24 protein-coding genes are annotated in these 22,530 nt (G+C 32.5%); 6 read left to right on the top strand and 18 right to left on the bottom strand.

Annotated elements, in window-relative coordinates; translation table 11 throughout:
* Nucleotides 1–56: 56 nt before the first annotated feature.
* Both EOJ36_RS01765 and EOJ36_RS11915 read right to left on the bottom strand, forming a co-directional pair.
* Nucleotides 57–806 carry a 3-keto-disaccharide hydrolase gene (locus EOJ36_RS01765; protein ID WP_127802300.1) on the bottom strand — a complete coding sequence of 250 codons (750 nt, stop codon included), beginning with the start codon at nucleotides 804–806 and terminating at the stop codon, nucleotides 57–59.
* An 87-nt stretch (nucleotides 807–893) separates the two neighbouring features.
* Nucleotides 894–1,037: a hypothetical protein gene (locus EOJ36_RS11915; protein ID WP_164847807.1), complete on the bottom strand. Its 144-nt coding sequence runs from the start codon at nucleotides 1,035–1,037 to the stop codon at nucleotides 894–896.
* Between the two features lie 92 nt (nucleotides 1,038–1,129).
* Between EOJ36_RS11915 and hisS the strand changes: the two genes are divergently transcribed.
* Nucleotides 1,130–2,491, top strand: coding sequence for a histidine--tRNA ligase (hisS, locus tag EOJ36_RS01760; protein WP_127802299.1), 1,362 nt, complete (start codon nucleotides 1,130–1,132; stop codon nucleotides 2,489–2,491).
* On the opposite strand, the gene pgi is transcribed toward hisS, so the two are convergent.
* From pgi to EOJ36_RS01745, 3 genes are all read right to left on the bottom strand, one after another.
* Nucleotides 2,492–4,138: a glucose-6-phosphate isomerase gene (pgi, locus tag EOJ36_RS01755; RefSeq protein ID WP_127802298.1), complete on the bottom strand. Its 1,647-nt coding sequence runs from the start codon at nucleotides 4,136–4,138 to the stop codon at nucleotides 2,492–2,494.
* A 2-nt stretch (nucleotides 4,139–4,140) separates the two neighbouring features.
* Nucleotides 4,141–4,845, bottom strand: coding sequence for a glycoside hydrolase family 25 protein (locus EOJ36_RS01750; RefSeq protein ID WP_164847806.1), 705 nt, complete (start codon nucleotides 4,843–4,845; stop codon nucleotides 4,141–4,143).
* A 75-nt stretch (nucleotides 4,846–4,920) separates the two neighbouring features.
* Nucleotides 4,921–5,556 (bottom strand): peroxiredoxin, encoded by a 636-nt coding sequence (locus EOJ36_RS01745; RefSeq protein ID WP_127802296.1) that lies wholly within the window; start codon nucleotides 5,554–5,556, stop codon nucleotides 4,921–4,923.
* Nucleotides 5,557–5,981: 425 nt separating this feature from the next.
* Here EOJ36_RS01745 and EOJ36_RS01740 point away from each other — a divergent pair, with 425 nt between their 5' ends.
* Together EOJ36_RS01740 and sufB are read left to right on the top strand one after the other, a co-directional pair.
* Complete coding sequence (locus EOJ36_RS01740) at nucleotides 5,982–6,446, top strand: Lrp/AsnC ligand binding domain-containing protein (RefSeq protein WP_127802295.1); 465 nt, start codon at nucleotides 5,982–5,984, stop codon at nucleotides 6,444–6,446.
* A 73-nt stretch (nucleotides 6,447–6,519) separates the two neighbouring features.
* On the top strand, nucleotides 6,520–7,968 hold the full coding sequence (gene sufB / locus EOJ36_RS01735) for a Fe-S cluster assembly protein SufB (protein WP_127802294.1): 1,449 nt from the start codon (nucleotides 6,520–6,522) through the stop codon (nucleotides 7,966–7,968).
* Nucleotide 7,969: 1 nt separating this feature from the next.
* Here sufB and EOJ36_RS01730 read toward each other — a convergent pair whose 3' ends face one another.
* Nucleotides 7,970–8,839: a 1-aminocyclopropane-1-carboxylate deaminase/D-cysteine desulfhydrase gene (locus EOJ36_RS01730; RefSeq protein ID WP_127802293.1), complete on the bottom strand. Its 870-nt coding sequence runs from the start codon at nucleotides 8,837–8,839 to the stop codon at nucleotides 7,970–7,972.
* On the opposite strand from EOJ36_RS01730, the gene EOJ36_RS01725 reads away from it, so the two are divergent.
* Nucleotides 8,829–9,860: an RluA family pseudouridine synthase gene (locus tag EOJ36_RS01725; RefSeq protein WP_127802292.1), complete on the top strand. Its 1,032-nt coding sequence runs from the start codon at nucleotides 8,829–8,831 to the stop codon at nucleotides 9,858–9,860. The genes EOJ36_RS01730 and EOJ36_RS01725 overlap by 11 nt on opposite strands.
* Nucleotides 9,857–10,312 (top strand): GNAT family N-acetyltransferase, encoded by a 456-nt coding sequence (locus tag EOJ36_RS01720; RefSeq protein WP_127802291.1) that lies wholly within the window; start codon nucleotides 9,857–9,859, stop codon nucleotides 10,310–10,312. Before EOJ36_RS01725 ends, EOJ36_RS01720 begins: the two co-directional genes overlap by 4 nt.
* Here the strand turns inward: EOJ36_RS01720 and EOJ36_RS01715 are convergent.
* From EOJ36_RS01715 to EOJ36_RS01660, 12 genes are all read right to left on the bottom strand, one after another.
* Entirely contained in the window at nucleotides 10,307–11,314 is a 1,008-nt protein-coding gene (locus EOJ36_RS01715; protein ID WP_127802290.1) for a GntR family transcriptional regulator, read from the bottom strand. The genes EOJ36_RS01720 and EOJ36_RS01715 overlap by 6 nt on opposite strands.
* Nucleotides 11,315–11,317: 3 nt before the next feature.
* A complete protein-coding gene (locus EOJ36_RS01710; protein ID WP_317125890.1) occupies nucleotides 11,318–12,631 on the bottom strand; it encodes a sugar porter family MFS transporter in 1,314 nt (437 codons plus the stop codon).
* 27 nt (nucleotides 12,632–12,658) lie between these two features.
* Entirely contained in the window at nucleotides 12,659–13,798 is a 1,140-nt protein-coding gene (locus EOJ36_RS01705; protein ID WP_127802288.1) for an MFS transporter, read from the bottom strand.
* A gap of 1 nt (nucleotide 13,799) precedes the next feature.
* Nucleotides 13,800–14,324 carry a 5' nucleotidase, NT5C type gene (locus EOJ36_RS01700; RefSeq protein WP_127802287.1) on the bottom strand — a complete coding sequence of 175 codons (525 nt, stop codon included), beginning with the start codon at nucleotides 14,322–14,324 and terminating at the stop codon, nucleotides 13,800–13,802.
* A gap of 58 nt (nucleotides 14,325–14,382) precedes the next feature.
* A complete protein-coding gene (gene groL, locus EOJ36_RS01695; protein WP_127802286.1) occupies nucleotides 14,383–16,014 on the bottom strand; it encodes a chaperonin GroEL in 1,632 nt (543 codons plus the stop codon).
* A gap of 28 nt (nucleotides 16,015–16,042) precedes the next feature.
* Nucleotides 16,043–16,321, bottom strand: coding sequence for a co-chaperone GroES (locus tag EOJ36_RS01690; protein WP_127802285.1), 279 nt, complete (start codon nucleotides 16,319–16,321; stop codon nucleotides 16,043–16,045).
* A 112-nt stretch (nucleotides 16,322–16,433) separates the two neighbouring features.
* Nucleotides 16,434–16,775 (bottom strand): preprotein translocase subunit SecG, encoded by a 342-nt coding sequence (secG, locus tag EOJ36_RS01685; RefSeq protein ID WP_127802284.1) that lies wholly within the window; start codon nucleotides 16,773–16,775, stop codon nucleotides 16,434–16,436.
* Nucleotides 16,776–16,779: 4 nt separating this feature from the next.
* The gene (locus tag EOJ36_RS01680) at nucleotides 16,780–17,313 is read right to left on the bottom strand and encodes a hypothetical protein (RefSeq protein WP_127802283.1); all 534 of its coding nucleotides are present in this window, start codon (nucleotides 17,311–17,313) and stop codon (nucleotides 16,780–16,782) included.
* Nucleotide 17,314: 1 nt separating this feature from the next.
* Nucleotides 17,315–17,821, bottom strand: coding sequence for an LptE family protein (locus tag EOJ36_RS01675; RefSeq protein ID WP_127802282.1), 507 nt, complete (start codon nucleotides 17,819–17,821; stop codon nucleotides 17,315–17,317).
* A complete protein-coding gene (locus tag EOJ36_RS01670; protein WP_127802281.1) occupies nucleotides 17,802–19,118 on the bottom strand; it encodes a sigma-54 interaction domain-containing protein in 1,317 nt (438 codons plus the stop codon). Before EOJ36_RS01670 ends, EOJ36_RS01675 begins: the two co-directional genes overlap by 20 nt.
* On the bottom strand, nucleotides 19,111–20,535 hold the full coding sequence (gene miaB, locus EOJ36_RS01665; protein WP_127802280.1) for a tRNA (N6-isopentenyl adenosine(37)-C2)-methylthiotransferase MiaB: 1,425 nt from the start codon (nucleotides 20,533–20,535) through the stop codon (nucleotides 19,111–19,113). Before miaB ends, EOJ36_RS01670 begins: the two co-directional genes overlap by 8 nt.
* 44 nt (nucleotides 20,536–20,579) lie before the next feature.
* The gene (locus EOJ36_RS01660) at nucleotides 20,580–21,236 is read right to left on the bottom strand and encodes an ABC transporter ATP-binding protein (RefSeq protein ID WP_127802279.1); all 657 of its coding nucleotides are present in this window, start codon (nucleotides 21,234–21,236) and stop codon (nucleotides 20,580–20,582) included.
* A 98-nt stretch (nucleotides 21,237–21,334) separates the two neighbouring features.
* Here EOJ36_RS01660 and sucC point away from each other — a divergent pair, with 98 nt between their 5' ends.
* Nucleotides 21,335–22,525, top strand: coding sequence for an ADP-forming succinate--CoA ligase subunit beta (sucC, locus tag EOJ36_RS01655; RefSeq protein WP_127802278.1), 1,191 nt, complete (start codon nucleotides 21,335–21,337; stop codon nucleotides 22,523–22,525).
* Nucleotides 22,526–22,530 lie beyond the last annotated feature (5 nt).

The following is a 22,530-nucleotide window of genomic DNA, read 5'->3' as shown; positions in this document are numbered from 1 at the left end:
AAAATAAAAAAGGAAGGCTTCTTGTGAAACCTTCCTGCAAATTTACAATATTATTCCTACATTTCACGAATCCAGATGTTTCTAAAACTTACTGCATTTCCATGATCTTGTAAAGAAATTGGACCAGGGCCATGAACTGGATTCAAAGGCTGTCCAATATACTCTGTTGTTCCTTGAATTTTAGTATGATTTTGTACTACCACACCATTAAAAATTACCGTAACATAAGCTGGAGTTTCAATGCCACCATTTACTGTAAAGCGTGGAGCCGTATATATAATATCATACACATTCCATTCGCCCATCGGACGAATTGGATTTACTAATGGGGCAGATTGCTTATAAATAGCACCTGCTTGTCCATTTCTGTAACTTCTATTTTGGTAAGAATTTAAAACTTGAACCTCATACATACCTTGCATGAAAATACCTGAGTTACCTTTTCCTTGACTTTTTAAAGTTTCTGGTTCAATAGGAGATTGCCATTCAATATGCAATTGATAGTCTGTAAATTTTTGCTTTGTAGAAATATGCCCGGTACCCTTTACTACAGTCATTTTTCCATCTTCCACTTTCCATTTTGCCTCACCACCATCTTTAATAGATTCCCACTTATCTAAATTTTTTCCATCAAACAAAACAATTGCATCTGAAGGAATAGCTCCTGGAGTAACTAGTTTTACTTCTGGATCCCAATATTCTGTTACATCCGGTTTTGTCGGATTGATTTGAACATGGCGATGATCTTGCGAATAAGCTGCACTTGCAGTAAGTAATAAGCCGAATAAGATAAGTTTTTGTTTCATGTTAAAAATTATTTTTTTTCTAATTTCAGAAATTTTAGGCAATAAAAAAACCGGTATTAACCGGTTTTTAATCTCTTTAAGCAGAAACTACTTAACAAAAGAAGCTTTAATCGCTTCGATATCAATTAACTTGATCTCTGGAGTTTGCTTTAATCTTTTGATAGTCGCTACTTTATTGTTAGCTACTGCTTTATTTCTTCTGTCTTTACGTTTTAATCTTGTTACAGCCATATCTTTTATTATTTGGTTCGCAAAATTACAAATATTCTTCTATTTTTCAAATATATGATACAATAATATTAATTTTGTTTTTTAATTTTTTTATGTCGAAACCAAGTAACGCCAGAGGAACACGTGATTTTGGGCCCCTTCAAATGTCCAAACGTAAATATGTTTTTAACATTATTCAAAAACATTTTGAAGAATTTGGTTTCCAATGTATTGAAACACCTGCCATAGAAAACCTTTCTGTTTTAACAGGGAAATATGGTGAAGAAGGTGATCAATTATTATTTAAAATTCTTAATTCAGGAGATTTCTTAAAGGATATTCAAGCATCAGATTTAGAAAAAGGATTCAAAAAAATCACTTTTGATATTTCTGAAAAAGGACTTCGCTACGACCTAACTGTACCATTTGCACGATTTGTTTCCATGAATCGAAATGATTTGGTTTTTCCATTCAAACGTTATCAAATGCAACCCGTGTGGAGAGCGGATAAACCTCAAAAAGGGAGATATCGTGAGTTTTACCAATGCGATGCAGATATTGTTGGTTCTACATCTTTAATCAATGAAGCAGAATTAATTAGTTTATTTCAATCCATTTTTAAATCACTGAATTTAAAGGTTAACTTATTAATTAATTCAAGAAAGATTTTAACAGGAATTGTTGATAAATTAAATAAACTTGAATTATTTACCCCATTTGCTGTAATTCTCGACAAATTAGATAAAATAGGCTGGGAAAAGGTATCAAATGAATTATTGGAAGCTGGATTTTCTCAAACTGATTGTAATTCAATAAAGGATTTAATTGAATTTAAGGGTGATAATTTAGCTAAACTAAATAAATTAAAATCATTCTATGGTTCCAATGAAATAGGATTAGAAGGACTTAATGAAATTGAAACAACCTTAAAATTCGTTGAAACCAACGGTTTTAAAAACCAAAATATTTTATTTGATTTTACTTTAGCTCGTGGATTATCCTATTATACCGGACTTATATATGAGGGTAAAGCAGATGAAGGCTCCTTTACTTCGTCAATAGCAGGAGGGGGAAGGTATGATAATTTGACAGCAGCCTTTGGAATGCCAAATATGTCGGGGGTTGGAATTTCTTTCGGAATAGAAAGAATTATAGATGTGCTGGACGATTTAAATAAATTCCCTGAGATTTCAAGCAGTGCCTCGAAAATCTTATTAACCTATTTTGATGAGGCGGGTCAAATTGAAAGTTTAAAATATGTTAACCAATTTAGAAAAGCAGGAATTTCAGCTGAGGTATATTCAGAACTTGGAAAAATAAAGAAATCATTTGAATTTGCCGATAAAAAACAAATTCCATTTGTTGGGGTAATAGGAGATACTGAAATCGCCTCCCAAAAAATCATGATCAAAGACATGAAAAAAGGAGAACAAAATTTGCTCTCCTTCGATGAATTTATTGATCAATTGGACTAATTATTTCCAATTTTTATACAAATTAATTAGGCCATTGGTTGAACTATCGTGAGAATCAATGGCTTTTTCATTTTCCAATTCTGGTAAAATCGAATTAGCCAATTGCTTTCCTAATTCAACTCCCCATTGATCATAACTAAAAATGTTCCAAATTACACCTTGTACAAAAATTTTATGTTCATACATCGCAATTAAAGAACCTAAAACTTCTGGGGTAATCTTTTTGGCTAAAATTGAATTAGTAGGTTTATTTCCTTCAAAAACTTTGAATGCTGCCAATTTATTAACCTCTTCAGCTGATAATCCAGCTTTTACTAATTCTGCTTCTGCAACATCCAAGGTTTTACCGTTCATCAATGCTTCAGTTTGAGCAAAAAAGTTAGACATTAATAATTGATGATGATTTCCAATTGCGTTGTGACTTTGAGCCGGAGCAATAAAATCAGCTGGAATCATTTGAGTTCCTTGGTGAATCAATTGATAAAAGGCATGCTGACCATTAGTTCCTGGTTCTCCCCAAATAATTGGTCCTGTCTGGTAATCCACTCTTTTACCTGAACGATCAACTGTTTTACCATTTGATTCCATATCACCTTGTTGGAAATAAGCAGCGAATCGATGTAAATATTGATCATAAGGTAAAATTGCATGTGAAGCTGCTCCAAAGAAATTAACATACCATACACCTAATAATGCTAAAATAACTGGAATGTTTTCCTCAAAATTTGCTGTTCTGAAATGTTCATCCATTTCATAAGCTCCTTTTAAAAGCAATTCAAAATTATCATAACCAATTCCTAAACATATAGAAAGTCCAATTGCCGACCATAAGGAATAACGACCACCAACCCAATCCCAAAATACAAACATATTGGTAGGATCAATACCGAATTTCTGTACTTGCTCTGAATTTGTAGAAAGAGCTACAAAATGCTTAGATACTGCGGCATCATCTTTTGCTGTAGCTAAAAACCAATTTCTTGCAGAAAAAGCATTCGCCATTGTTTCCTGGGTCGTAAAGGTCTTTGAAGCAATCAGAAATAATGTCGTTTCAGGATTACATTTTTTTAATGTTTCAGCAATATGTGTTCCATCTACATTACTTACAAAATGCAAATTCAAATGGTTTTTATAAGCTTTTAAAGCTTCAGTAACCATTACAGGACCTAAATCAGACCCCCCAATACCAATATTTACAATATCAGTTATGGCTTTTCCCGTATAACCTTTCCAATTTCCAGAAATTACTTTTTCTGAAAATTCCTTCATTTGTTTTTTAACAGCAAAAATGTCTGTCAAAATATCCTTACCCTCTACAACAAGCGATTGGCCAAATTGTTTTCTTAAAGCTGTGTGTAAGACAGCTCTATTTTCAGTTTGATTTATTTTTTCCCCTGAAAATTGTGATTTTATTGCAGATTCTAGTCCAACCTCTTTAGCCAAAGAGATTAAATTTGAAAAAGTTTTTGCATCAATTCTATTTTTAGAATAATCAATAAAAATATCATTCCAAAGAATACTAAATTGCTTTTGTCGATTTGTTTCTGCACTAAATAATTCTTTTAAATGCTTATTTTCTAATCTTTTAAAATCTTCCGTGAGATTTTTGTAGGCGGTTGTTTTTGTAAAATTTACAGATTGTAACATACTTATTTAATTAATAACGAATTAAAATCTTCTTCATCTCCTAAGAAAACATTGTAATCAAATTTCCCTGCATGTCCAGGAAGTTTTCCATCTTTATTATGTTGCCAAAAAACTAAATTTTCAATTGTTTGATCAACATCTTCAGTATCATAGTGAGCAATCCAAAAATTATAATCGCTGAATTCTTCTTTGAATATCTTATGATATAATTTTTTATTTGTGTAAATGATTGGCTTAACACCATAATTATCTTGCAATTTATCCAAAAAGATTTGAATTTTTGCTTTTAATTTTTCTTTAGAAATTGAAATAGGCGATTCAAAATCGCAAACAGGAGGTAAGTCTCCTGAAGATAATTTTACAATATTACAAAACAACTCGGCTTGTTCTTCAGGGTCTCTATTAGGAATAAAAAAGTGATATGCCCCACATTTAAAACCTTTTTCATGTGCTTCCTTCCAATTGCCTTCAAAGTATTTGTCTTTTAAAGTTTTTCCTTCAGTGGCTTTGATATAAATAAATTTGATAGATGTCGTATCAAATAAATCTATATCCTTGATTTTATCAAAATTTATCTTTCCATTAAAATGTGATAAATCAATACCATGAATTTGGTGATTTTGCGGTAAATCTATTTTTGCCGATTCTGAATAAGCAAATTGATTATTTGACTTTTTATTTCGGCAAGAAAAATTAAATAAGGCCAATAAAAGTAATAAAACTAATTTATTGGCCTTAAAAATTGGGTTAGATTTAAAATTCATCTAACAAAATTACAAAAATTATAAATTCGGCTGTGGAGTTTTTCTCAAATAAGGCTTAATTATTTCAAAACCTTTGGGGAACTTAGTTTTGGCATCTTCAGTACTTACAGCAGGAACAATGATAACATCCTCTCCATGTTTCCAATCTGCTGGTGTAGCTACCTGATAATTTGCTGTTAATTGCAAAGAGTCAATCACACGTAAAATCTCAGTAAAATTTCTACCAGTAGAAGCAGGGTAGGTAAGCGTTAACTTTATTTTTTTATCTGGTCCAATAATAAATACAGAACGAACCGTAGCTTTTTCAGAAGCATTTGGATGAATCATATCGTATAATGTAGCAACTTTTTTTTCTTCATCTGCAATTATCGGAAAATTCATTTTTACGTTATTAACCTCTTCAATATCCGGTATCCACTTATTGTGAGATGCTAAGTCATCTACAGAAACTGCAATAGGCTTTACATTTCTTTTAGCAAATTCTCCGTTTAATAAGGCAGTTTTACCCAATTCTGTAGTGCAAACAGGGGTAAAATCAGCAGGGTGACTAAATAACAAGGCCCAAGAATCACCGATCCACTGATGGAAATCGATAGGTCCTTGTGTTGTATCAGCTGTAAAATTCGGGGCAATATCTCCTAAACGTAATGACATGATGTATATGGTTTAAAATTTAAATTCTACTAAAATTATAGAGTATTATTGATAAATACAAATAAACAAAAAAAAGCAGCCTAAAAATTAAGCTGCTTTTAACATTACACTTCATCAACAAACTAAAAATCAATTAATCAAAAAGCTGTAGGAGAAGGATTCGAACCTCCAAAGTGCGGTTAGCCGCGACACAGAACTAACTTTAGTGGTCAACCCATTATGCCGTGTTTATCCCTTATCACTACCCCCGAGACAGGAGGGCACGTCTGCCAATTTCATCACCCTACAGTATATATAATTTCTTTACCATTGTAAAGACAATACAAAATTAGAAATAAATCTTTTATTTTTCAAAATATTTTAAAAAAAATATCAATTAATTGATAAAATTTTAAAATATTGCTAAATAATTTACAAAAAACATAATGGAAAAGCGTACTGATTTAGATCCTTTAGATTACAAAATTCTAGAAATATTGGTAAAGGATTCGAATTTGCCTTATACTGAAGTCGGACAACGTTTAGACGTTTCAGGTGGAACTGTTCATGTTCGAATGAAAAAAATGGAAAGTTTGGGAATTGTAAAAGGTGCTCAACTTTTAATTGATTATTCTAAAATTGGATGGGATATTACTGCTTTTTTAGGTATTTATTTGGATAAGAGTTCTCTTTATAATGATGTTGCCAAACAATTAGAAGCTATTCCTGAAGTCGTTAATATTCATTATACCACAGGAATTTATAGCATTTTTGCTAAAATTATTTGTAGAGATACGCAACATCTTCGCGAAGTGTTACATGATAAAATTCAAAAGGTTATAGGTATTCAACGTACTGAAACGTTTATTTCTTTAGATGAAAGTTTGATCAGAAATACACCATTATTTTAAACTATTTAGATAGATTCTAAACAAAAGCCTTTTTAGTAAAAATTTTCTAGTAAATTTGTGAAAATTTTGCATTATGGCTGAAAAGGTAGATGATATTTTACAAGAAGTAACCACCTCTGAATATAAATACGGATTTACATCCGATTTTGAGGTAGAAGAAGCTCCTATTGGATTGGACGAATCAATAATTCGTTTTATTTCTGCAAAAAAACAAGAACCGGAATGGTTATTAGAATGGAGATTGGCTGCTTTCCGTCAATGGTTACAAATGTCGGAACCTAAATGGTCCAATCTTACATATACACCAGCTGATTATCAAGCTTTAAAATATTATTCGGCTCCTAAACCTAAAAAACAATTAAACTCTTTGGATGAATTAGATCCAGAATTAAGAAGAACGTTTGAACGTTTAGGTATTTCATTAGATGAACAAAAACGACTTTCAGGTGTAGCTGTAGATGCTGTAATCGATTCCGTTTCAGTGGCAACTACTTTTAAGGATACATTAGCTGAAAAAGGAATTATATTTTGTTCTATTTCAGAAGCAGTTAAAGAACATCCTGAATTAGTTAAAAAATATTTAGGTTCCGTTGTTCCAGTTAAAGATAATTTTTTTGCTGCCCTAAACTCTGCTGTATTTTCAGATGGTTCTTTTTGTTATATTCCAAAAGGTGTTAGATGTCCAATGGAACTTTCAACCTATTTTAGAATTAATGCAGCCGGTACTGGACAATTTGAGAGAACGTTAATAGTAGCCGACGAAGACTCTTATGTAAGTTATTTAGAAGGTTGTACCGCTCCCCAAAGAGATGAAAATCAATTGCATGCTGCCGTTGTAGAAATATTTGTTCACAAAGGAGCTGATGTAAAGTACTCAACGGTTCAAAACTGGTATCCTGGAGATAAAGAAGGGAAAGGTGGTATATACAATTTTGTAACAAAAAGAGGAATATGTGATGGAGCTCACTCAAAACTTTCTTGGACACAGGTTGAAACCGGTTCTGCTGTAACCTGGAAATACCCTTCAGTTATTTTAAAGGGAGATTACTCTATTGGAGAATTTTATTCAGTAGCAGTAACAAATAATTACCAACAGGCAGATACTGGTACCAAAATGATTCATTTAGGAAAACATACTAAATCTCGAATCGTTTCTAAGGGTATTTCTGCTGGATTTTCTCAAAATTCGTACAGAGGCTTAGTACAAGTAGCTAGAAAAGCAGATTCTTCTAAAAATTTCTCGCAATGCGATAGTTTATTATTAGGAGATAAATGTGGAGCACATACATTCCCATATTTAGAAGTAAAAAATAATACAGCATCTGTTGAACACGAGGCAACAACATCAAAAATTGGTGAAGATCAAATTTTTTATTGTAATCAACGTGGAATCTCTACTGAAGCAGCAATTGCTTTAATAGTAAATGGATATGCAAAAGAGGTTTTAAATCAATTGCCAATGGAATTTGCAGTTGAAGCGCAAAAATTATTAGCTATTTCATTAGAAGGTTCTGTAGGATAAATTATTTGATTCCGCCAGAATGCAAAAGCAATATTTTTGTACCTGTTTCAAAATATTTATCCTCAATCAATTGAAATACAGATTGAATCATTAATCCAGTATAAATAGGTTCAATTTCAAAACCAAAATGACTTTTAAAATCAATACAGAATTGTTCTAATTCTGTATTTTTTTTGCCATATTTTTTTTGAATAAACTGATCCCAAATAATAACATTAGAAGAATTTCGTAATGTTTGGTTTAAATGATCTTGAATTTCACTTTTATTTTTAAGACTTAAAATACCATGAATTGTTTTTTGGTTTAAAAACCTTCCCAATCCTATTATAGTAGTTCCCGTTCCAACTGCTGTGAATAAATGATTAAATGTTATGTTTTCCAATTCATTTGCCAATCCTATCATTGAATCAACGCCAATTTCAGAAAAACCACCTTCTGGAATTATGAGTTTATTAGTTGTAATTACACCTATTGGAGCTATTTTTTCTCTATAATCCTCTCGGTTTACAAAGTGTAAATTTGTCCCCCAAGAATTCATTTGCTCTAAATATACATTAGATGTAGAATTTAATTCATTTCCTCTAATAATTGCGTCAAATGAAAGGTTTAAAGAATTACAAACGTATGAAAGAGCATATAAATGATTCGAATAGGCACCACCAAAACTAATAATACCTTTATTGCCTTGTTTTTGGGCAATTAGGAGATATTCTTTTAACTTGCGCCATTTATTTCCTGAAACAATAGGATGCAGTAAATCATCTCGTTTAATCAGTACTTCAACGCCATATTTTTCAAATAGGGGATGTTCAAGCGACTGAACAGGACTAGGCAAATTAATAAATTCTTTTTCAAAAGAAATGACATCCATAGAGGCAGAATTGGACCCTTTAGAATCCGAAGATGATTTATTTGAGCATTTTAACTTTACTGTTGACAAAGGTCAGCAATTGTTAAGAATTGACAAATATTTACAACTAAAAATTGCAAATCAAAGTAGATCCAGAATTCAAACGGGTATCGATGCAGGATCTGTAAAGGTTAATGATAAAATCATTAAATCAAATTACAAGGTCAAGCCTTTTGATGAAATTTCTGTTTCATTTGCACATCCACCGCGTGATAAGGAAATTCATCCTGAAAACATTCCATTAGACATATTATTTGAGGACAATGAATTAATAATTGTCAATAAACCTGCCGGAATGGTGGTTCACCCTGCCCATGGTAATTGGGATGGTACTTTGGTAAATGCGCTATTGTACCATTGCAATCAATTACCCGGAGGTGAAGGCATTCGTCCTGGCTTAGTTCATCGAATAGACAAAGACACATCAGGCATACTAATTATTGCAAAATCGGATTATTCGATGACACATTTAGCAAAACAATTTTATGAACATTCCATTAAAAGAACCTACTATGCTGTTTGTTGGGGTGTACCGAAGGAAAACAAAGGGACATTAATTGGGAAAATTGGCCGAAGTCCAAAAGATAGAAAAGTCATGATGATGTACCCAGAATCATATGAAGAGGGTAAAATAGCTATCACACATTATGAGGTAATTGAAAATTTTGGTTTTTGTAGTTTAGTAAAATTTAACTTAGAAACTGGTAGAACTCATCAAATTAGAGCACATGCGCAATCGATTAACCACCCATTATTTGCTGATTCTGCATATGGTGGAGATAAAATAAGAAATGTTAGTAATGCAATTCCTTCGTTTAAAACTTTTGTAGAAAACCTTTTCAAAACCTGTAATCGACAAGCTTTACATGCTTTTTCCTTGGAAATTGAACACCCCAAAACCCATAAAAGGCTATATTTTGAAAAAGATTTTCCTATTGATATGCAGGAATTATTAAACAAGTTAAGATCTATTAAGCAATGAATTCTAAAATAACTATCGTTAAAGCCCAGGCAACTGATATACCCAAAATTTTATATTTAGTAAAAAAATTAGCCGATTTTGAATTGGCGCCAGAGGAAGTAACTGTTACTGAAAAGGATTATTCAACCAATGGTTTTTCAGAAAATCCATTATTCGAATGTAATTTGGCCTATGTAGAAGGTAAGCTTGCTGGATTTTGCCTTTGGTATTTTCGTTTTTCAACCTGGAAGGGAAAAAGACTCTATGTGGAAGACCTTTATATTGAAGAAGAATTTCGCGGAATGGGAATAGGAAAAATACTCCTAGAAGAAGCTATTGAAGAAGCAAAAAGAACCCAATGTACAGGTATGATGTGGCAAGTTTTAGATTGGAATGAAAACGCCATTAACTTTTACAAAAAATACAATGCTAAAATTGATGGCGGTTGGCTAAATGTTCATTTAAACCTATAAAGAGTTTCTATCGTGAAAATAAAAGGCATTCGCAATTCTGCCTTTTTCCTTATTGATAATTATTTCTGCAGCTCTTTTTCCCATTAAAGAAAAATCATTAGAAATAACTGAAATTCCTTCTGAAATAATTTCCTTTAAAGGTGTATCATCATAAGATATAACCCCAATATCTCTTCCAAAATCCCACGATTTCTTTTTGCACCAATTGATCATTTTGATTAAATCAAATTCCCTAAAAACAATATAAGCCTGACCTTGTTGTATATCGTATTCCTCTTCCAGGTCAGGAATGATGTCGTGATTAATTGAATAATCCTGGCAAAATTTAGTAAAACCCTGAATAATACCTTGTGGAGTGTATTGAAACGACTTTTGACTCAACACCAAATTAATTGTATTATACTTTTTGATTTTTTCTAAACAAGCTTCCAAACCCTCATAAATATTGGTTTCAAAATTTTGATAAAGAATTGCGTATTCATCACCGAATTCCTTTACATCAATATCTAAAATCAATAATTTATCTTTAGGAATTTTACTTAAAATTTTTGACACACTGATATTGAAATGGGGTAGAATAATGTAATGATTATACTTTCCAATATTATCTGAAATTAATGTTTCAAATAATTTTATATCATGGTAATGGAAAAATAAATTGTAGGAAACATTTCCATTAAAACCTTCTAAAATATTTTCTAGTAAAATTTCCTTATAAGGTGTTAATGCATCCATTAAAATAAATAAATGCAAATTACTGCGGGTATCAGTACTTGTTACATAAAATCCTTTTCCATGGTGGGATGAAATTAAACCCCTTTCTTTTAATTCATCATAAGCCTTTGTCACAGTCATTCTGGCCATTCCAAATTCATTGGCAACGACATTTATAGAAGGCAATTGTTGTCCACGTGCATAGTCACCTGAATCAATTGCATCAACAATCCCATCAATTAATTGAACATACTTGGGTTTGCTGCTGTTGGGGTCAAATTTGATCATATATTAATGCAAGATTACCTGTTTTTCAATATCCTCTAAATTTGCTCCTTTTGTTTCTGGCATCCAAAAATGAACATAGAGTAATTGTCCAACCATTAAAACTAAGAAACTAGAAAATATCAAAGTTGGTCCAAAATTATCCGTAATAATAGGGAAGAAGTTCGCAACTAATGCAGCAAAAACCCAATGGGTTAAACTACCCCAAGCCATTCCTTTGGCTCTAACAGAATTTGGAAATATTTCAGAAATAAACACCCAAATTACAGACCCTTGACCTATAGCATGGGCTGCAATAAAGGCAAATATATAATAGGGTACATTTGCATAGGATTCAGAATAGAATGAAAAAGCAATTAATCCTAAGGATATGATATAACCCAAAGAACCAATGTACATCAAAACTCTTCTACCAAGTCTATCAATTAGATACCATCCAGTTAATGTGGAAATAAAATTAATTACTCCAATTCCTGAAGTTGAAAGTAAAGCGCTTTCTTTGCCTAAACCAGTTAATTCAAAAATTCGAGGTGCGTAATAAATAACAGCATTAATACCGGATGCTTGATTAAAAAAGGCAAATAAAAAGGCAAGAATTAAAGGCCATCTAAATTTCTTTTGAAAAAGTGACTCATTTAAATTTACATTGCTAAATGCATTTTCTTTGATACGCTTCATTGTTTCAAAAGCAGAATCTGCATCTGCCAATTGTAATACACGCAAGGCTTCTGGTTCATTATTGCGTTTTAAAAACAAAAATTGCGGGGTTTCGGGGGTAAATAATATTAAAAAAGAAAATAACAAACTTGGAAAGGCAACAACACCCAACATCCAACGCCAATCATCAGCTCCTCCTTGTAAAAAATAATTGGATATATAAGCCAAAAGAATACCAAATACCACATTTAATTGAAAAGATATCACCAATTTTCCACGATGTTTAGCTGGGGCAATTTCAGATATATATATTGGAGCTACAACAGAAGATGCCCCAATTCCCAAACCTCCTAAAAAACGAAATATCATAAATGTATTTACATCCTGAGCAATGGCTGCACCTAAAGAAGAAATAAAAAAACTAATTCCAATCCACAATAATGTATTTTTCCGACCATACTTATCAGCTGGGATTCCACCCAAGGCAGCACCAATCACGGTACCATATAAGGCAATTGCAACTGCTATACCATGTGTCCAATTATCTAAATTCCATAATTTTTGGATAGCTTGTTCTGCACCAGAAATAACAGCTACATCTAAACCAAACAAAAGTCCACCTAAACCAACGGTAATGGACCAAAAAATTACATTTTTATTCATGATAAATATCTATTCAATCAATATTACTTAATTTCTATTAATTTTCAAGGAAAATTTACTAATTATTGAAGCCAAAAGACCTAAAACAATTAATAAAACTAAAGCTTGAGGTAATCCTATAAAATCCGATAAATAACCAATAAGTACAGGCCCAACCAAAAAACCGGCATAGGCTATAGTTGAAACTCCAGCAATTGCCACAGAGGGAGCTATTTCTTTTGAATTACCTGCAGCAGAATAAATAAGTGGGACAATAGTTGAAATCCCGATCCCAGTAATAAAACAACCTGCTATTTTGATATAATAATACTCAAAAATTAAAGTTATAAGCATTCCAAGAGCTAATAAAATTCCTGAGGTAACCAACATATTTTTAGTTCCAAATTTCAGCGTAAGTGTATCACCCATAAATCTCCCAATCACCATTGCTAATGCAAATGCTGAGAATCCAATGGTGTTTGGAAAGGGGTTTCCCTGTACATTTTCTTTAAAATATAAAGTTATCCAATCGGCCATTGCACCTTCACATAACATGCCACATAGAGCAATAATTGAAAGGATTATTAAATAAGGTGGTAATCTAAGAATAGACTTCTTTTCTTGTTTTTGCTCAACCTTAGGATCATCTTCCAATAAGAAAGGATAAAAAAATGGAATGCAGATAATATCTATGAGTGCAATTCCTCCAAAATGCTGTAAGGGTGTAAATTGATATTTACTTATAATTCCGCCTAAAAAGGCACCTGTCATTAATCCAATGGAGAAAACTGCATGGAAACTTGACATGGCTACTTTATTCAATTTAGCTTCAAGCCCTACGACCTGTGTATTCATTGCAATATTTAAAATATCACCAGCCATTCCAAACCCAAATAGGGCTAAAAATAAAGTCAATTGATTATTAGCCAATCCAATTGCAGGAACAACAAACGCATATAAACCAACCGAAAATAAACTAATATATTTCGATTTATACTTTGTTAATAACCAACCTGCTAGGGGCAAGGAAATTAAAGAACCTATGGGAGATCCCAATAATACTTTTCCTAAATCAGCATCACTTAATTGAAGTGCAGCCTTAAAATCAGGAATTCGTGTTGCCCAAGAGGCAAAATTAATCCCACAAATAAAAAAGAGTAAACTAATTGAAAAACGATTTTTCCCCATTTTATAAAAATTTAGCAGCTACATCGTCCCAAGTATTTACCCGTTCATAACCTGTTAAATGTAAATTATGCGGGGCTGAAAATAGGATAGGGGTACCAGAAAAAGTTTTTAAATTCTTTTCATGATCATCAATTAAAAAATCAGCTTGAATTAAATACTTGTGTCCACAAAAAACAGTATGAGTCCAACCAATAAAAGGAAAATGTTTTTCTAACCAATTTAATTTTTCTTTCATTGATTCAGGAAATTCAGTTGCCGCAGAAACAATAAAAATTTCATAATGGTTTTGTAATTGTCGGATTACCTCAACTGCATTGGGTTTAACTTCAATATCTTCAAAGAAACCTTTCTCCCATAGAAAGGAATTATTTTGTGAATAATTGGCATAAAATTCTTCTCTTAATTTTATATCATTCAGTAAATCAGGTATTTGATAATTGGTATTTAATTTTTTATTTAATTCTTGAACAATTTTAAGGCTTGTATCAGCCATTACATCGTCCATATCAATTGCAATTCTTGTCATAAGGCATAAAAAAAACTCCCCAAAGATGGGGAGTTTTTGTCAAATAATTAAATTTTAATTACATCATTCCACCCATTCCACCTGGACCACCGCCATGTGAATGAGGTAATTCTGCAGCTGGTTTATCAGCAATAACACATTCCGTTGTTAATAATAAACCTGCGATTGAAGCTGCATTTTCTAATGCTAAACGAGTAACTTTAGTTGGATCAATTATACCGGCAGCAATCATGTTTTCGTAACGGTCTTCGCGTGCATTGTAACCGAAGTCATCTTTACCAGCTTTCACAGCATTGATAACAACTGATCCTTCTCCACCTGCATTAGCAACAATGGTGCGTAAAGGAGCTTCAACTGCCTGACGAATGATATTTACACCCGTAGTTTGGTCATCATTTTCACCTTTCAATCCTTCTAATGAATTTACAGCACGAATCAAAGCAACACCACCACCAGCAATGATTCCTTCTTCTACAGCTGCACGAGTAGCATGTAAAGCATCATCTACACGGTCTTTCTTTTCCTTCATTTCAACCTCAGTTGCAGCACCAATATAAAGAATTGCCACACCACCAGATAATTTTGCTAAACGCTCTTGTAATTTCTCACGATCGTAATCGGAAGTAGTATTCTCAATCTGTGCTTTGATTTGGTTCACACGATTCTGAATATCATCCTTTGAACCAACTCCATTAACGATTGTTGTATTGTCTTTGTCGATAATAACCTTCTCAGCTTGACCTAAATAGTCAATTGTCGCATTCTCCAATTTAAATCCACGCTCTTCAGCAATTACAGTACCACCAGTTAAGATGGCGATGTCTTCTAACATTGCCTTTCTTCTGTCTCCAAATCCTGGAGCCTTAACAGCAGCAACTTTTAAGGCACCTTTAATTTTGTTAACTACTAAGGTTGGAAGAGCATCTCCATCAACATCTTCAGAAATAATTAACAAAGGGCGACCAGTTTGAGCAACACCCTCTAAAACTGGTAATAATTCTTTCATAGAAGAAACTTTCTTCTCAGAAATCAAAATGAAAGGTCTTTCTAACTCAACCTCCATTTTATCTGTATTAGTTACGAAATATGCTGATAAATAACCTCTATCAAATTGCATACCTTCCACTGTCTTAACCTCAGTTTCAGTACCACGAGCTTCTTCAACAGTAATTACACCTTCGCGACCAACTTTATCCATTGCTGATGAAATCATGTTACCAATTTCCGCATCATTATTAGCTGAAATAGTTGCCACTTGCGCAATTTCAGTAGAAGCAGTAACTGGACGAGACTGAGACTTCAAATTATTTACAATTGAATCAACAGCCTTGTCAATACCTTTTTTCAAATCCATTGGATTAGCTCCAGCAGCAACGTTTTTAGAACCAATTGCATAGATTGCTTGTGCTAAAACAGTAGCTGTAGTTGTACCATCACCTGCTTGATCAGCTGTTTTTGAAGCTACTTCTTTTACTAATTGAGCACCCATGTTCTCAACTGCATCTTCTAATTCAATTTCTTTTGCAACAGATACACCGTCTTTGGTAATAGAAGGTGAACCAAATTTTTTATCAATAATTACATTACGTCCTTTTGGACCCAAAGTTACTTTAACTGCATTTGCAAGGGTATCAACACCCTTTTTCATTTTCTCTCTTGCTTCGCTATCAAAATATAATTCCTTTGCCATTTTCTTATGATTTAAGTTCTTCTACTAATTATAATACTGCAAAAATGTCAGATTCGCGCATGATTAAATAATCTTTTCCTTCAATTGCGATTTCTGTTCCTGAATATTTGCCATACAAAACTGTATCACCAACTTGAACAGTAAGAGGCTCATCTTTTTTACCATTTCCAACTGCTACAATGATACCTTTTTGCGGTTTTTCTTTCGCAGTATCTGGAATAATAATTCCAAAAGCTGTTTTTTCTTCTGCTGCGGCAGGTTCAACCACTACACGGTCTGCCAACGGTTTAATACTTAATTTTGACATTTTTATAATAATTAATAAGTTTAATAATAAAAATAAACCGTGCCCTAAAGCACGGTTTCAATACATTACAATCTGTATGCCAAATTTTCAAAGAATGAAATTTTGACAGATTTTATTTTGCGGGTTGTGGAGCTTGAACTGGAGCAGTTGTTGGGGCAGGAGCAGTCGGTACTGTTTTTGTTGCCGCTTTTTCAACATTTACTGATTCAGCGCTTGTACCAGAAACTTTATCAATAGTGAAGTTACTCAACAAAACTAAAACCAAAATTGCAATAGAAAATCCCCAAGTTAATTGCTCAACTAAATCACCTGTTTTTTGAACTCCAAACATTTGGGTTGCTCCTCCAGAGGAAAATTCACCATTAATTCCACCACCTTTTGGATTTTGAACCAAAATAAGTACAATTAGTAAAAGGGAAAAAAGAATAATTAGTGAAATAATAAGGGTAAACATAATGTTATTTGTTAATTTTTTGTTCTACTTGTTCAATTAAGTCTGCAAAGTAAACCTTTTTTTCAGGGAATTTCAAACTTAGTTGTTTAAAAACTTCTAAAGCCAATTCAAATTTACCTTGTTTGAGTAAAATTTTTGCAAAAGTTTCTGAAACGGGAAAATCAAAGTTTTGCTTTGCTAAATCTATCTCTGGTTCTTCAATTACTATTTCATTTTTTTTCAGTTTAGAAATAACGGGTAAATTCTCTAAAAATAAATCAATTAATTCACTTTGATTTACCTTAGGTATTGCTATTTCATTTGCTTCCTCTTTACTAAATTCAATTTTATATGAATCTTGTAAAGATTTTCTTAATTGAAATCTATTTAAAGATTGTAAAGCGACTTTTCTTTTTATTTCATCAGTAGGCTGTTCATTCCAATTCAATAAATAAAAAAAAGGATATTCTTCTTTATCAATCGTAAATTCCTGAAAAACCTCCGGTTTATTTCGGTCAATTTTATTTAATAAAAACCATAATTGTTTAGCCTTTTCCATATTACCAATCTCCAGCCATTTTATTAAATAAATCTAATATAATTTGATCCAATAATTTAGGAATTAAATTCTTTTCAACCTGTGACAAGGTCTGACTTTGCGGGAAATCTTGATAAAAAGAAAACTCTTGCTCAAAATTTTTACTTTCATCAAACTTATTATTTAATCGAAATTGAATTCGAAGTGTTAATCGATTTAAACCAGCCTTGTCATCAGAGGTAGGGGCTTGCGGACTTAAATCATAACCGACAATGGTTCCTTCTAAGGTCAAATCGGGATTCAAAGTACTTAATTTCAAGGAAGTATTTCGTTGAAAATATTCTTTGAGTTTTTCATTAGCCTCAAGACTTAGATTGGTAGGTCCACCAGCTGCCTCCATCCGAATATTGGAAATATGAATCGTTTTTAATTCAGGTGCTAAACTTGCTCCTTTAAAACTATAACAAGATCCGAATGAAAAAATTACGAAAATCCCGAAAATAAATAATTTACATATCCTCCAAGTCATATTGCTTTATTTTTCGGTACAGAGTTCTTTCAGAAATACCCAAATCTTGGGCTGCATATTTACGTTTATTTTTATTTTTTCGCAATGCTTTTATAATGATTTCTTTTTCTTGTTTTTCCAAAGACAAGGTTACATCTTCTGCCTTGGTTTGATTTTCATCAAAGGCCTCGGGAAGTATTATTGGAAAACTACCAGAATTTATTTCATCATCTGCATCATCAATAGAAATAATATTTTCGGAAGATGGCAGGGCTAAATTCGATTTATGTGCATTTTCAGATAAATTAGAAGGAGCTATATCTTGAAAAATAGCCATATTTTCATTCAAAATGTCATAGGCTTTGTCATTTCCCGACTCAATTAATTTCAACAAAATCTTTTTCAATTCTGTTACATCTTTTTTTAAATCAAAAAGAATTTTATATAAAATTTCTCTTTCATTTAAACTTTCGGCATTTGAATAATTGTCAGATTTAACAATTCTTGTTGACAATTTGGGCTCATTCAATTCTATATAATAAGTTAAAGTAGAATCATCAACAATTCTATCACCCATTTCTAAAACAGATATTTGCTCTGCTAAATTTTTTAATTGTCTTATGTTACCAGGGAATCGCTGCTTTTTTAATAAATCTTTTGCCTCATTCGTTAATGTAATAGGTTTAACATGATGTGACTCCGAAAAATCGGTAGTAAACTTTCTAAATAACAATTCAATATCATCACCACGTTCACGAAGAGGGGGAACATAAATAGGTACTGACGCTAAACGATAAAATAAATCTTCTCGAAATTTACCCTTTTCAATAGCATCCAACAAATTCACATTAGTTGCAGCTACAACTCGAACATTTGTCTTTTGAACTTTTGATGAACCCACACGTAAAAACTCTCCGTTTTCTAAAACACGAAGCAAACGTGCTTGAGTCCCTAATGGCATTTCTCCAATTTCATCTAAAAAGATTGTTCCACCATCTGTAACTTCAAAATAACCTTTTCTACTTTCTAATGCACCTGTAAATGAACCTTTTTCATGTCCAAATAACTCTGAATCAATTGTACCTTCCGGAATTGCACCACAGTTAACAGCAATAAATTGTCCGTGTTTTCTTTTAGATAATTGATGAATAATTTTTGAAAAAGATTCTTTACCCGAGCCACTTTCTCCGGTTATCATTACAGTCATATCTGTGGCCGCAACTTGTTCTGCAACTGAGATGGCTTGCAAAAGGGCAGGGGAATTACCAATAATTCCAAATCTGGCTTTAATACTCGCTATTTGACTATTATTAATCATTTTGAACAATTTCACCAATTAAAGTACCAGTTGTACAATCTGTAATCTTCACCCAAACATAATCACCAACTTGCTCTCCCTTTTTATCGAAAACAACTGTCTTATTAGAATCATTTTTCCCAAAATGTTGCAATTGGGAACGTTTTGAATTCCCCTCAACTAAAATCTTTTGCACTTGTCCCAACATTCTTTTATTCCTAATTTCTGAATGTTTTCTTTGCAAATCAATAATTTCTGCCAATCTTCTTTTCTTCACCTCTTCTGGAATATCATCTCTTAATTTCTTTTCAGCAGGAGTACCTGGACGTTCTGAATAGGCAAACATATATCCGAAATCATATTGAACGGCTTCCATTAAACTTAATGTATCCTGATGTTCTTCTTCTGTTTCTGTACAAAATCCAGCTATTAAATCATGAGATATACCACAATCCTCCCCAATAATTCGTTTAATTGCTGCTATTCTATCCAAATACCATTCACGCGTGTACGTACGATTCATTAATTCCAAAATCCGATTATTACCACTTTGCGCAGGTAAATGAATATTATTGCAAATATTCTCATAAGCTGCCATTGTATGTAATACCTCGTCTGTAATATCTTTTGGATGAGATGTTGAAAAACGAACTCTTAAATTCGAATCTATTTTTGCAACCAATTCTAATAATTTTGCAAAATTCACATCCTCGTTAGTATTGGGATTCTTCCAATGGTAAGAATCTACATTTTGTCCCAAAAGGGTAACTTCTTTGTAACCTTGCTTTAATAAGGTCTTGCACTCCTCTATAATCGAATGTACATCTCTTGAACGTTCCCTTCCTCGTGTAAAAGGCACAACACAGAATGAACACATATTGTTACAACCTCGCATAATACTAACAAATGCAGTTACGCCATTTGAATGTAAACGAACGGGTTCAATATTTCCATAGGTTTCCTCTTTTGAAAGAAAAACATTTATAGCCTTATTACCTGATTCAATTTCTCCCATTAATCGAGGTAAATCGCGATAGGAGTCAGGTCCTGCTACTAAATCAACTATTTTTTCTTCTTCGATTAACTTTACCTTTAAGCGTTCTGCCATACATCCCAAAACCCCAACAGTTAAATCTGGATTTTGGGTTTTTAAACTTTTAAAACGCTTTAAACGATTCCAAATTTTTTGTTCAGCATTGTCACGAATTGCACATGTATTTAATAAAATAGCATCTGCCTCTTCTAATGTAGAGGTGGTTCCAAATCCATTTTCTAATAAAATTGAGGTAACAATTTCAGAATCTGCAAAATTCATCTGACAACCGTAACTTTCGATATATACTTTCTTTTGTTGATCAGAGAAAAATAAATTTTCTGAAATCTTTGGTGAATCTAAGCCAGCTACTTCTTCCTTTGATAATACTTTTAAATCTTGCATTTTTACACTAAAATAAAATACAAAGGTATGACATTTTGACAGAATTATTCGACTATTTGTCCTGAATTTAAATAAATAATCTGGTCAGATTGAGAAGTTAAACTTTCATTGTGGGTAACCATCAAAATAGATTGTTTGATATTTTCTTTAAGATCTAGAAACAAATCATACAATTTATGCGCATTATCATTGTCTAAATTACCTGTAGGCTCATCTGCTAATAATAATTTGGGTTGATGAATTATAGCGCGAGCTACTGCTACCCGTTGCTGTTCACCTCCAGAAAGTTGAGAAGGAAATTTACTCAAATGAGTATCTATTTTAAGCTTTTGGGTAATAAAACTTAAATAATCCAATTGCTCTTCTGAAATCTTTTTTTCTCTAATAAAAAGTGGCATTAAAATATTTTCTTGACAGGTAAATTCACCCAGGAGATTATGAAATTGATAAACAAAACCCAAATGAGAATTCCTAAAATGAATCATTTCCTTTTCTCTCATTTGTTCGTATGCAATATTTTCAAACTTAATATCACCTGAATCGAAAGGTAAAAGGGTTCCAATAATATGTAATAGCGTACTTTTTCCTGACCCTGATGGTCCCAAAATAGAAACCAATTGTTGGGGCTCCATTTTAAAACTAATATCCTTTAATATTTTTTGATTTTGTATGCTTTTACAAACATTAGTTAATTCTAACATTTTTTTGAACAATTTTTAGATTTTCAACAACTTATGATAAACTTTTAATTATTTGGCAAATAAGTAGTAATTTCACGAATTAAAAAAAATAATTTAAAATGAATATTCACGAATACCAAGCAAAAGAGATTTTAAAAAGCTACGGAGTTAGAATTCAGGAAGGTATCGTTGTCGACCAAGTGGGAGATGCAGTTCCAGCAGCAGAAAAATTGAAAGAACAAACCGGAACAGGTTGGTTCGTAGTTAAAGCTCAAATTCACGCAGGTGGACGAGGAAAAGGAGGAGGAGTTAAACTTGCTAAGAATTTAGATGAAGTTAAGGAACGCGCTAGTCAGATTTTGGGAATGCAATTGATCACACACCAAACTGGTCCTGAAGGAAAAAAAGTGAATAAAATTTTAATTTCTGAGGATGTTTATTATCCAGGTGAATCTGAAGTTAAAGAATATTATTTATCCATTTTATTGGATAGAGGTAAAGCTTGTAACGTAATCATGGCATCTACCGAAGGTGGTATGGATATTGAGGAGGTTGCAGAACATTCTCCAGAAAAAATCATCAAAGAATGGATTGATCCTCGTGTTGGATTGCAAGATTTTCAAGCACGTAAAGTAGCATTTTTATTAGGTTTATCTGGACAAGCATTTAAAGAAATGGTTAGTTTCATCAAATCACTTTACCGTGCTTATGTTGAAACAGATTCATCAATGTTTGAAATCAACCCAGTTTTAAAAACATCTGATAATAAAATCTTAGCAGTTGATGCTAAAGTAAACTTAGATGACAACGCTTTGTATCGTCACAAGGATTTAGCTGAGTTAAGAGATATTACAGAAGAGGATCCATTAGAAGTTGAGGCTGCAGCTAACGACCTAAACTATGTTAAACTTGATGGTAACGTAGGTTGTATGGTTAATGGCGCTGGTTTAGCAATGGCTACCATGGATATTATTAAATTGTCTGGAGGAGATCCGGCTAACTTCCTTGATGTTGGGGGTGGAGCAAATGCTAAAACCGTAGAAGCTGGTTTCAGAATTATTTTAAAAGATCCAAACGTAAAGGCTATCTTAATTAACATCTTTGGCGGTATCGTTCGTTGTGACCGTGTTGCCAATGGAGTAGTAGAAGCTTACAAAAATATCGGTGAAATTAATGTACCAATCATTGTTCGTTTGCAAGGAACAAACGCCGAGGAAGGTGCTGCAATCATTAATAACTCTGGTTTGAAAGTATTCTCTGCAGTATTGTTAAAAGATGCAGCAAAATTAGTTTCTGAGGTATTAAAATAGTTTTA

The organism is Sandaracinomonas limnophila, from assembly GCF_004005965.1.
Lineage (GTDB): Bacteria > Bacteroidota > Bacteroidia > Cytophagales > Spirosomataceae > Sandaracinomonas > Sandaracinomonas limnophila.
This window is presented reverse-complemented; position numbering and strand designations above follow the sequence as displayed.

What these genes read in the sequence shown, in the direction of transcription:
- EOJ36_RS01725 (WP_127802292.1), top strand. Translation starts at nt 8,829, where the DNA reads ATGACATCCATAGAGGCAGAATTGGACCCTTTAGAATCCGAAGATGAT.
- EOJ36_RS01660 (WP_127802279.1), bottom strand. Translation starts at nt 21,236, where the DNA reads ATGTTAGAATTAACTAATGTTTGTAAAAGCATACAAAATCAAAAAATA.
- EOJ36_RS01745 (WP_127802296.1), bottom strand. Translation starts at nt 5,556, where the DNA reads ATGTCATTACGTTTAGGAGATATTGCCCCGAATTTTACAGCTGATACA.
- hisS (WP_127802299.1), top strand. Translation starts at nt 1,130, where the DNA reads ATGTCGAAACCAAGTAACGCCAGAGGAACACGTGATTTTGGGCCCCTT.
- EOJ36_RS01765 (WP_127802300.1), bottom strand. Translation starts at nt 806, where the DNA reads ATGAAACAAAAACTTATCTTATTCGGCTTATTACTTACTGCAAGTGCA.
- EOJ36_RS01670 (WP_127802281.1), bottom strand. Translation starts at nt 19,118, where the DNA reads ATGATTAATAATAGTCAAATAGCGAGTATTAAAGCCAGATTTGGAATT.
- secG (WP_127802284.1), bottom strand. Translation starts at nt 16,775, where the DNA reads ATGTTTACCCTTATTATTTCACTAATTATTCTTTTTTCCCTTTTACTA.
- pgi (WP_127802298.1), bottom strand. Translation starts at nt 4,138, where the DNA reads ATGTTACAATCTGTAAATTTTACAAAAACAACCGCCTACAAAAATCTC.
- EOJ36_RS01710 (WP_317125890.1), bottom strand. Translation starts at nt 12,631, where the DNA reads ATGAATAAAAATGTAATTTTTTGGTCCATTACCGTTGGTTTAGGTGGA.
- EOJ36_RS01740 (WP_127802295.1), top strand. Translation starts at nt 5,982, where the DNA reads ATGGAAAAGCGTACTGATTTAGATCCTTTAGATTACAAAATTCTAGAA.
- sucC (WP_127802278.1), top strand. Translation starts at nt 21,335, where the DNA reads ATGAATATTCACGAATACCAAGCAAAAGAGATTTTAAAAAGCTACGGA.
- EOJ36_RS01720 (WP_127802291.1), top strand. Translation starts at nt 9,857, where the DNA reads ATGAATTCTAAAATAACTATCGTTAAAGCCCAGGCAACTGATATACCC.
- EOJ36_RS01715 (WP_127802290.1), bottom strand. Translation starts at nt 11,314, where the DNA reads ATGATCAAATTTGACCCCAACAGCAGCAAACCCAAGTATGTTCAATTA.
- EOJ36_RS01680 (WP_127802283.1), bottom strand. Translation starts at nt 17,313, where the DNA reads ATGGAAAAGGCTAAACAATTATGGTTTTTATTAAATAAAATTGACCGA.
- EOJ36_RS01700 (WP_127802287.1), bottom strand. Translation starts at nt 14,324, where the DNA reads ATGACAAGAATTGCAATTGATATGGACGATGTAATGGCTGATACAAGC.
- miaB (WP_127802280.1), bottom strand. Translation starts at nt 20,535, where the DNA reads ATGCAAGATTTAAAAGTATTATCAAAGGAAGAAGTAGCTGGCTTAGAT.
- EOJ36_RS11915 (WP_164847807.1), bottom strand. Translation starts at nt 1,037, where the DNA reads ATGGCTGTAACAAGATTAAAACGTAAAGACAGAAGAAATAAAGCAGTA.
- groL (WP_127802286.1), bottom strand. Translation starts at nt 16,014, where the DNA reads ATGGCAAAGGAATTATATTTTGATAGCGAAGCAAGAGAGAAAATGAAA.
- sufB (WP_127802294.1), top strand. Translation starts at nt 6,520, where the DNA reads ATGGCTGAAAAGGTAGATGATATTTTACAAGAAGTAACCACCTCTGAA.
- EOJ36_RS01705 (WP_127802288.1), bottom strand. Translation starts at nt 13,798, where the DNA reads ATGGGGAAAAATCGTTTTTCAATTAGTTTACTCTTTTTTATTTGTGGG.
- EOJ36_RS01690 (WP_127802285.1), bottom strand. Translation starts at nt 16,321, where the DNA reads ATGTCAAAATTAAGTATTAAACCGTTGGCAGACCGTGTAGTGGTTGAA.
- EOJ36_RS01675 (WP_127802282.1), bottom strand. Translation starts at nt 17,821, where the DNA reads ATGACTTGGAGGATATGTAAATTATTTATTTTCGGGATTTTCGTAATT.
- EOJ36_RS01730 (WP_127802293.1), bottom strand. Translation starts at nt 8,839, where the DNA reads ATGGATGTCATTTCTTTTGAAAAAGAATTTATTAATTTGCCTAGTCCT.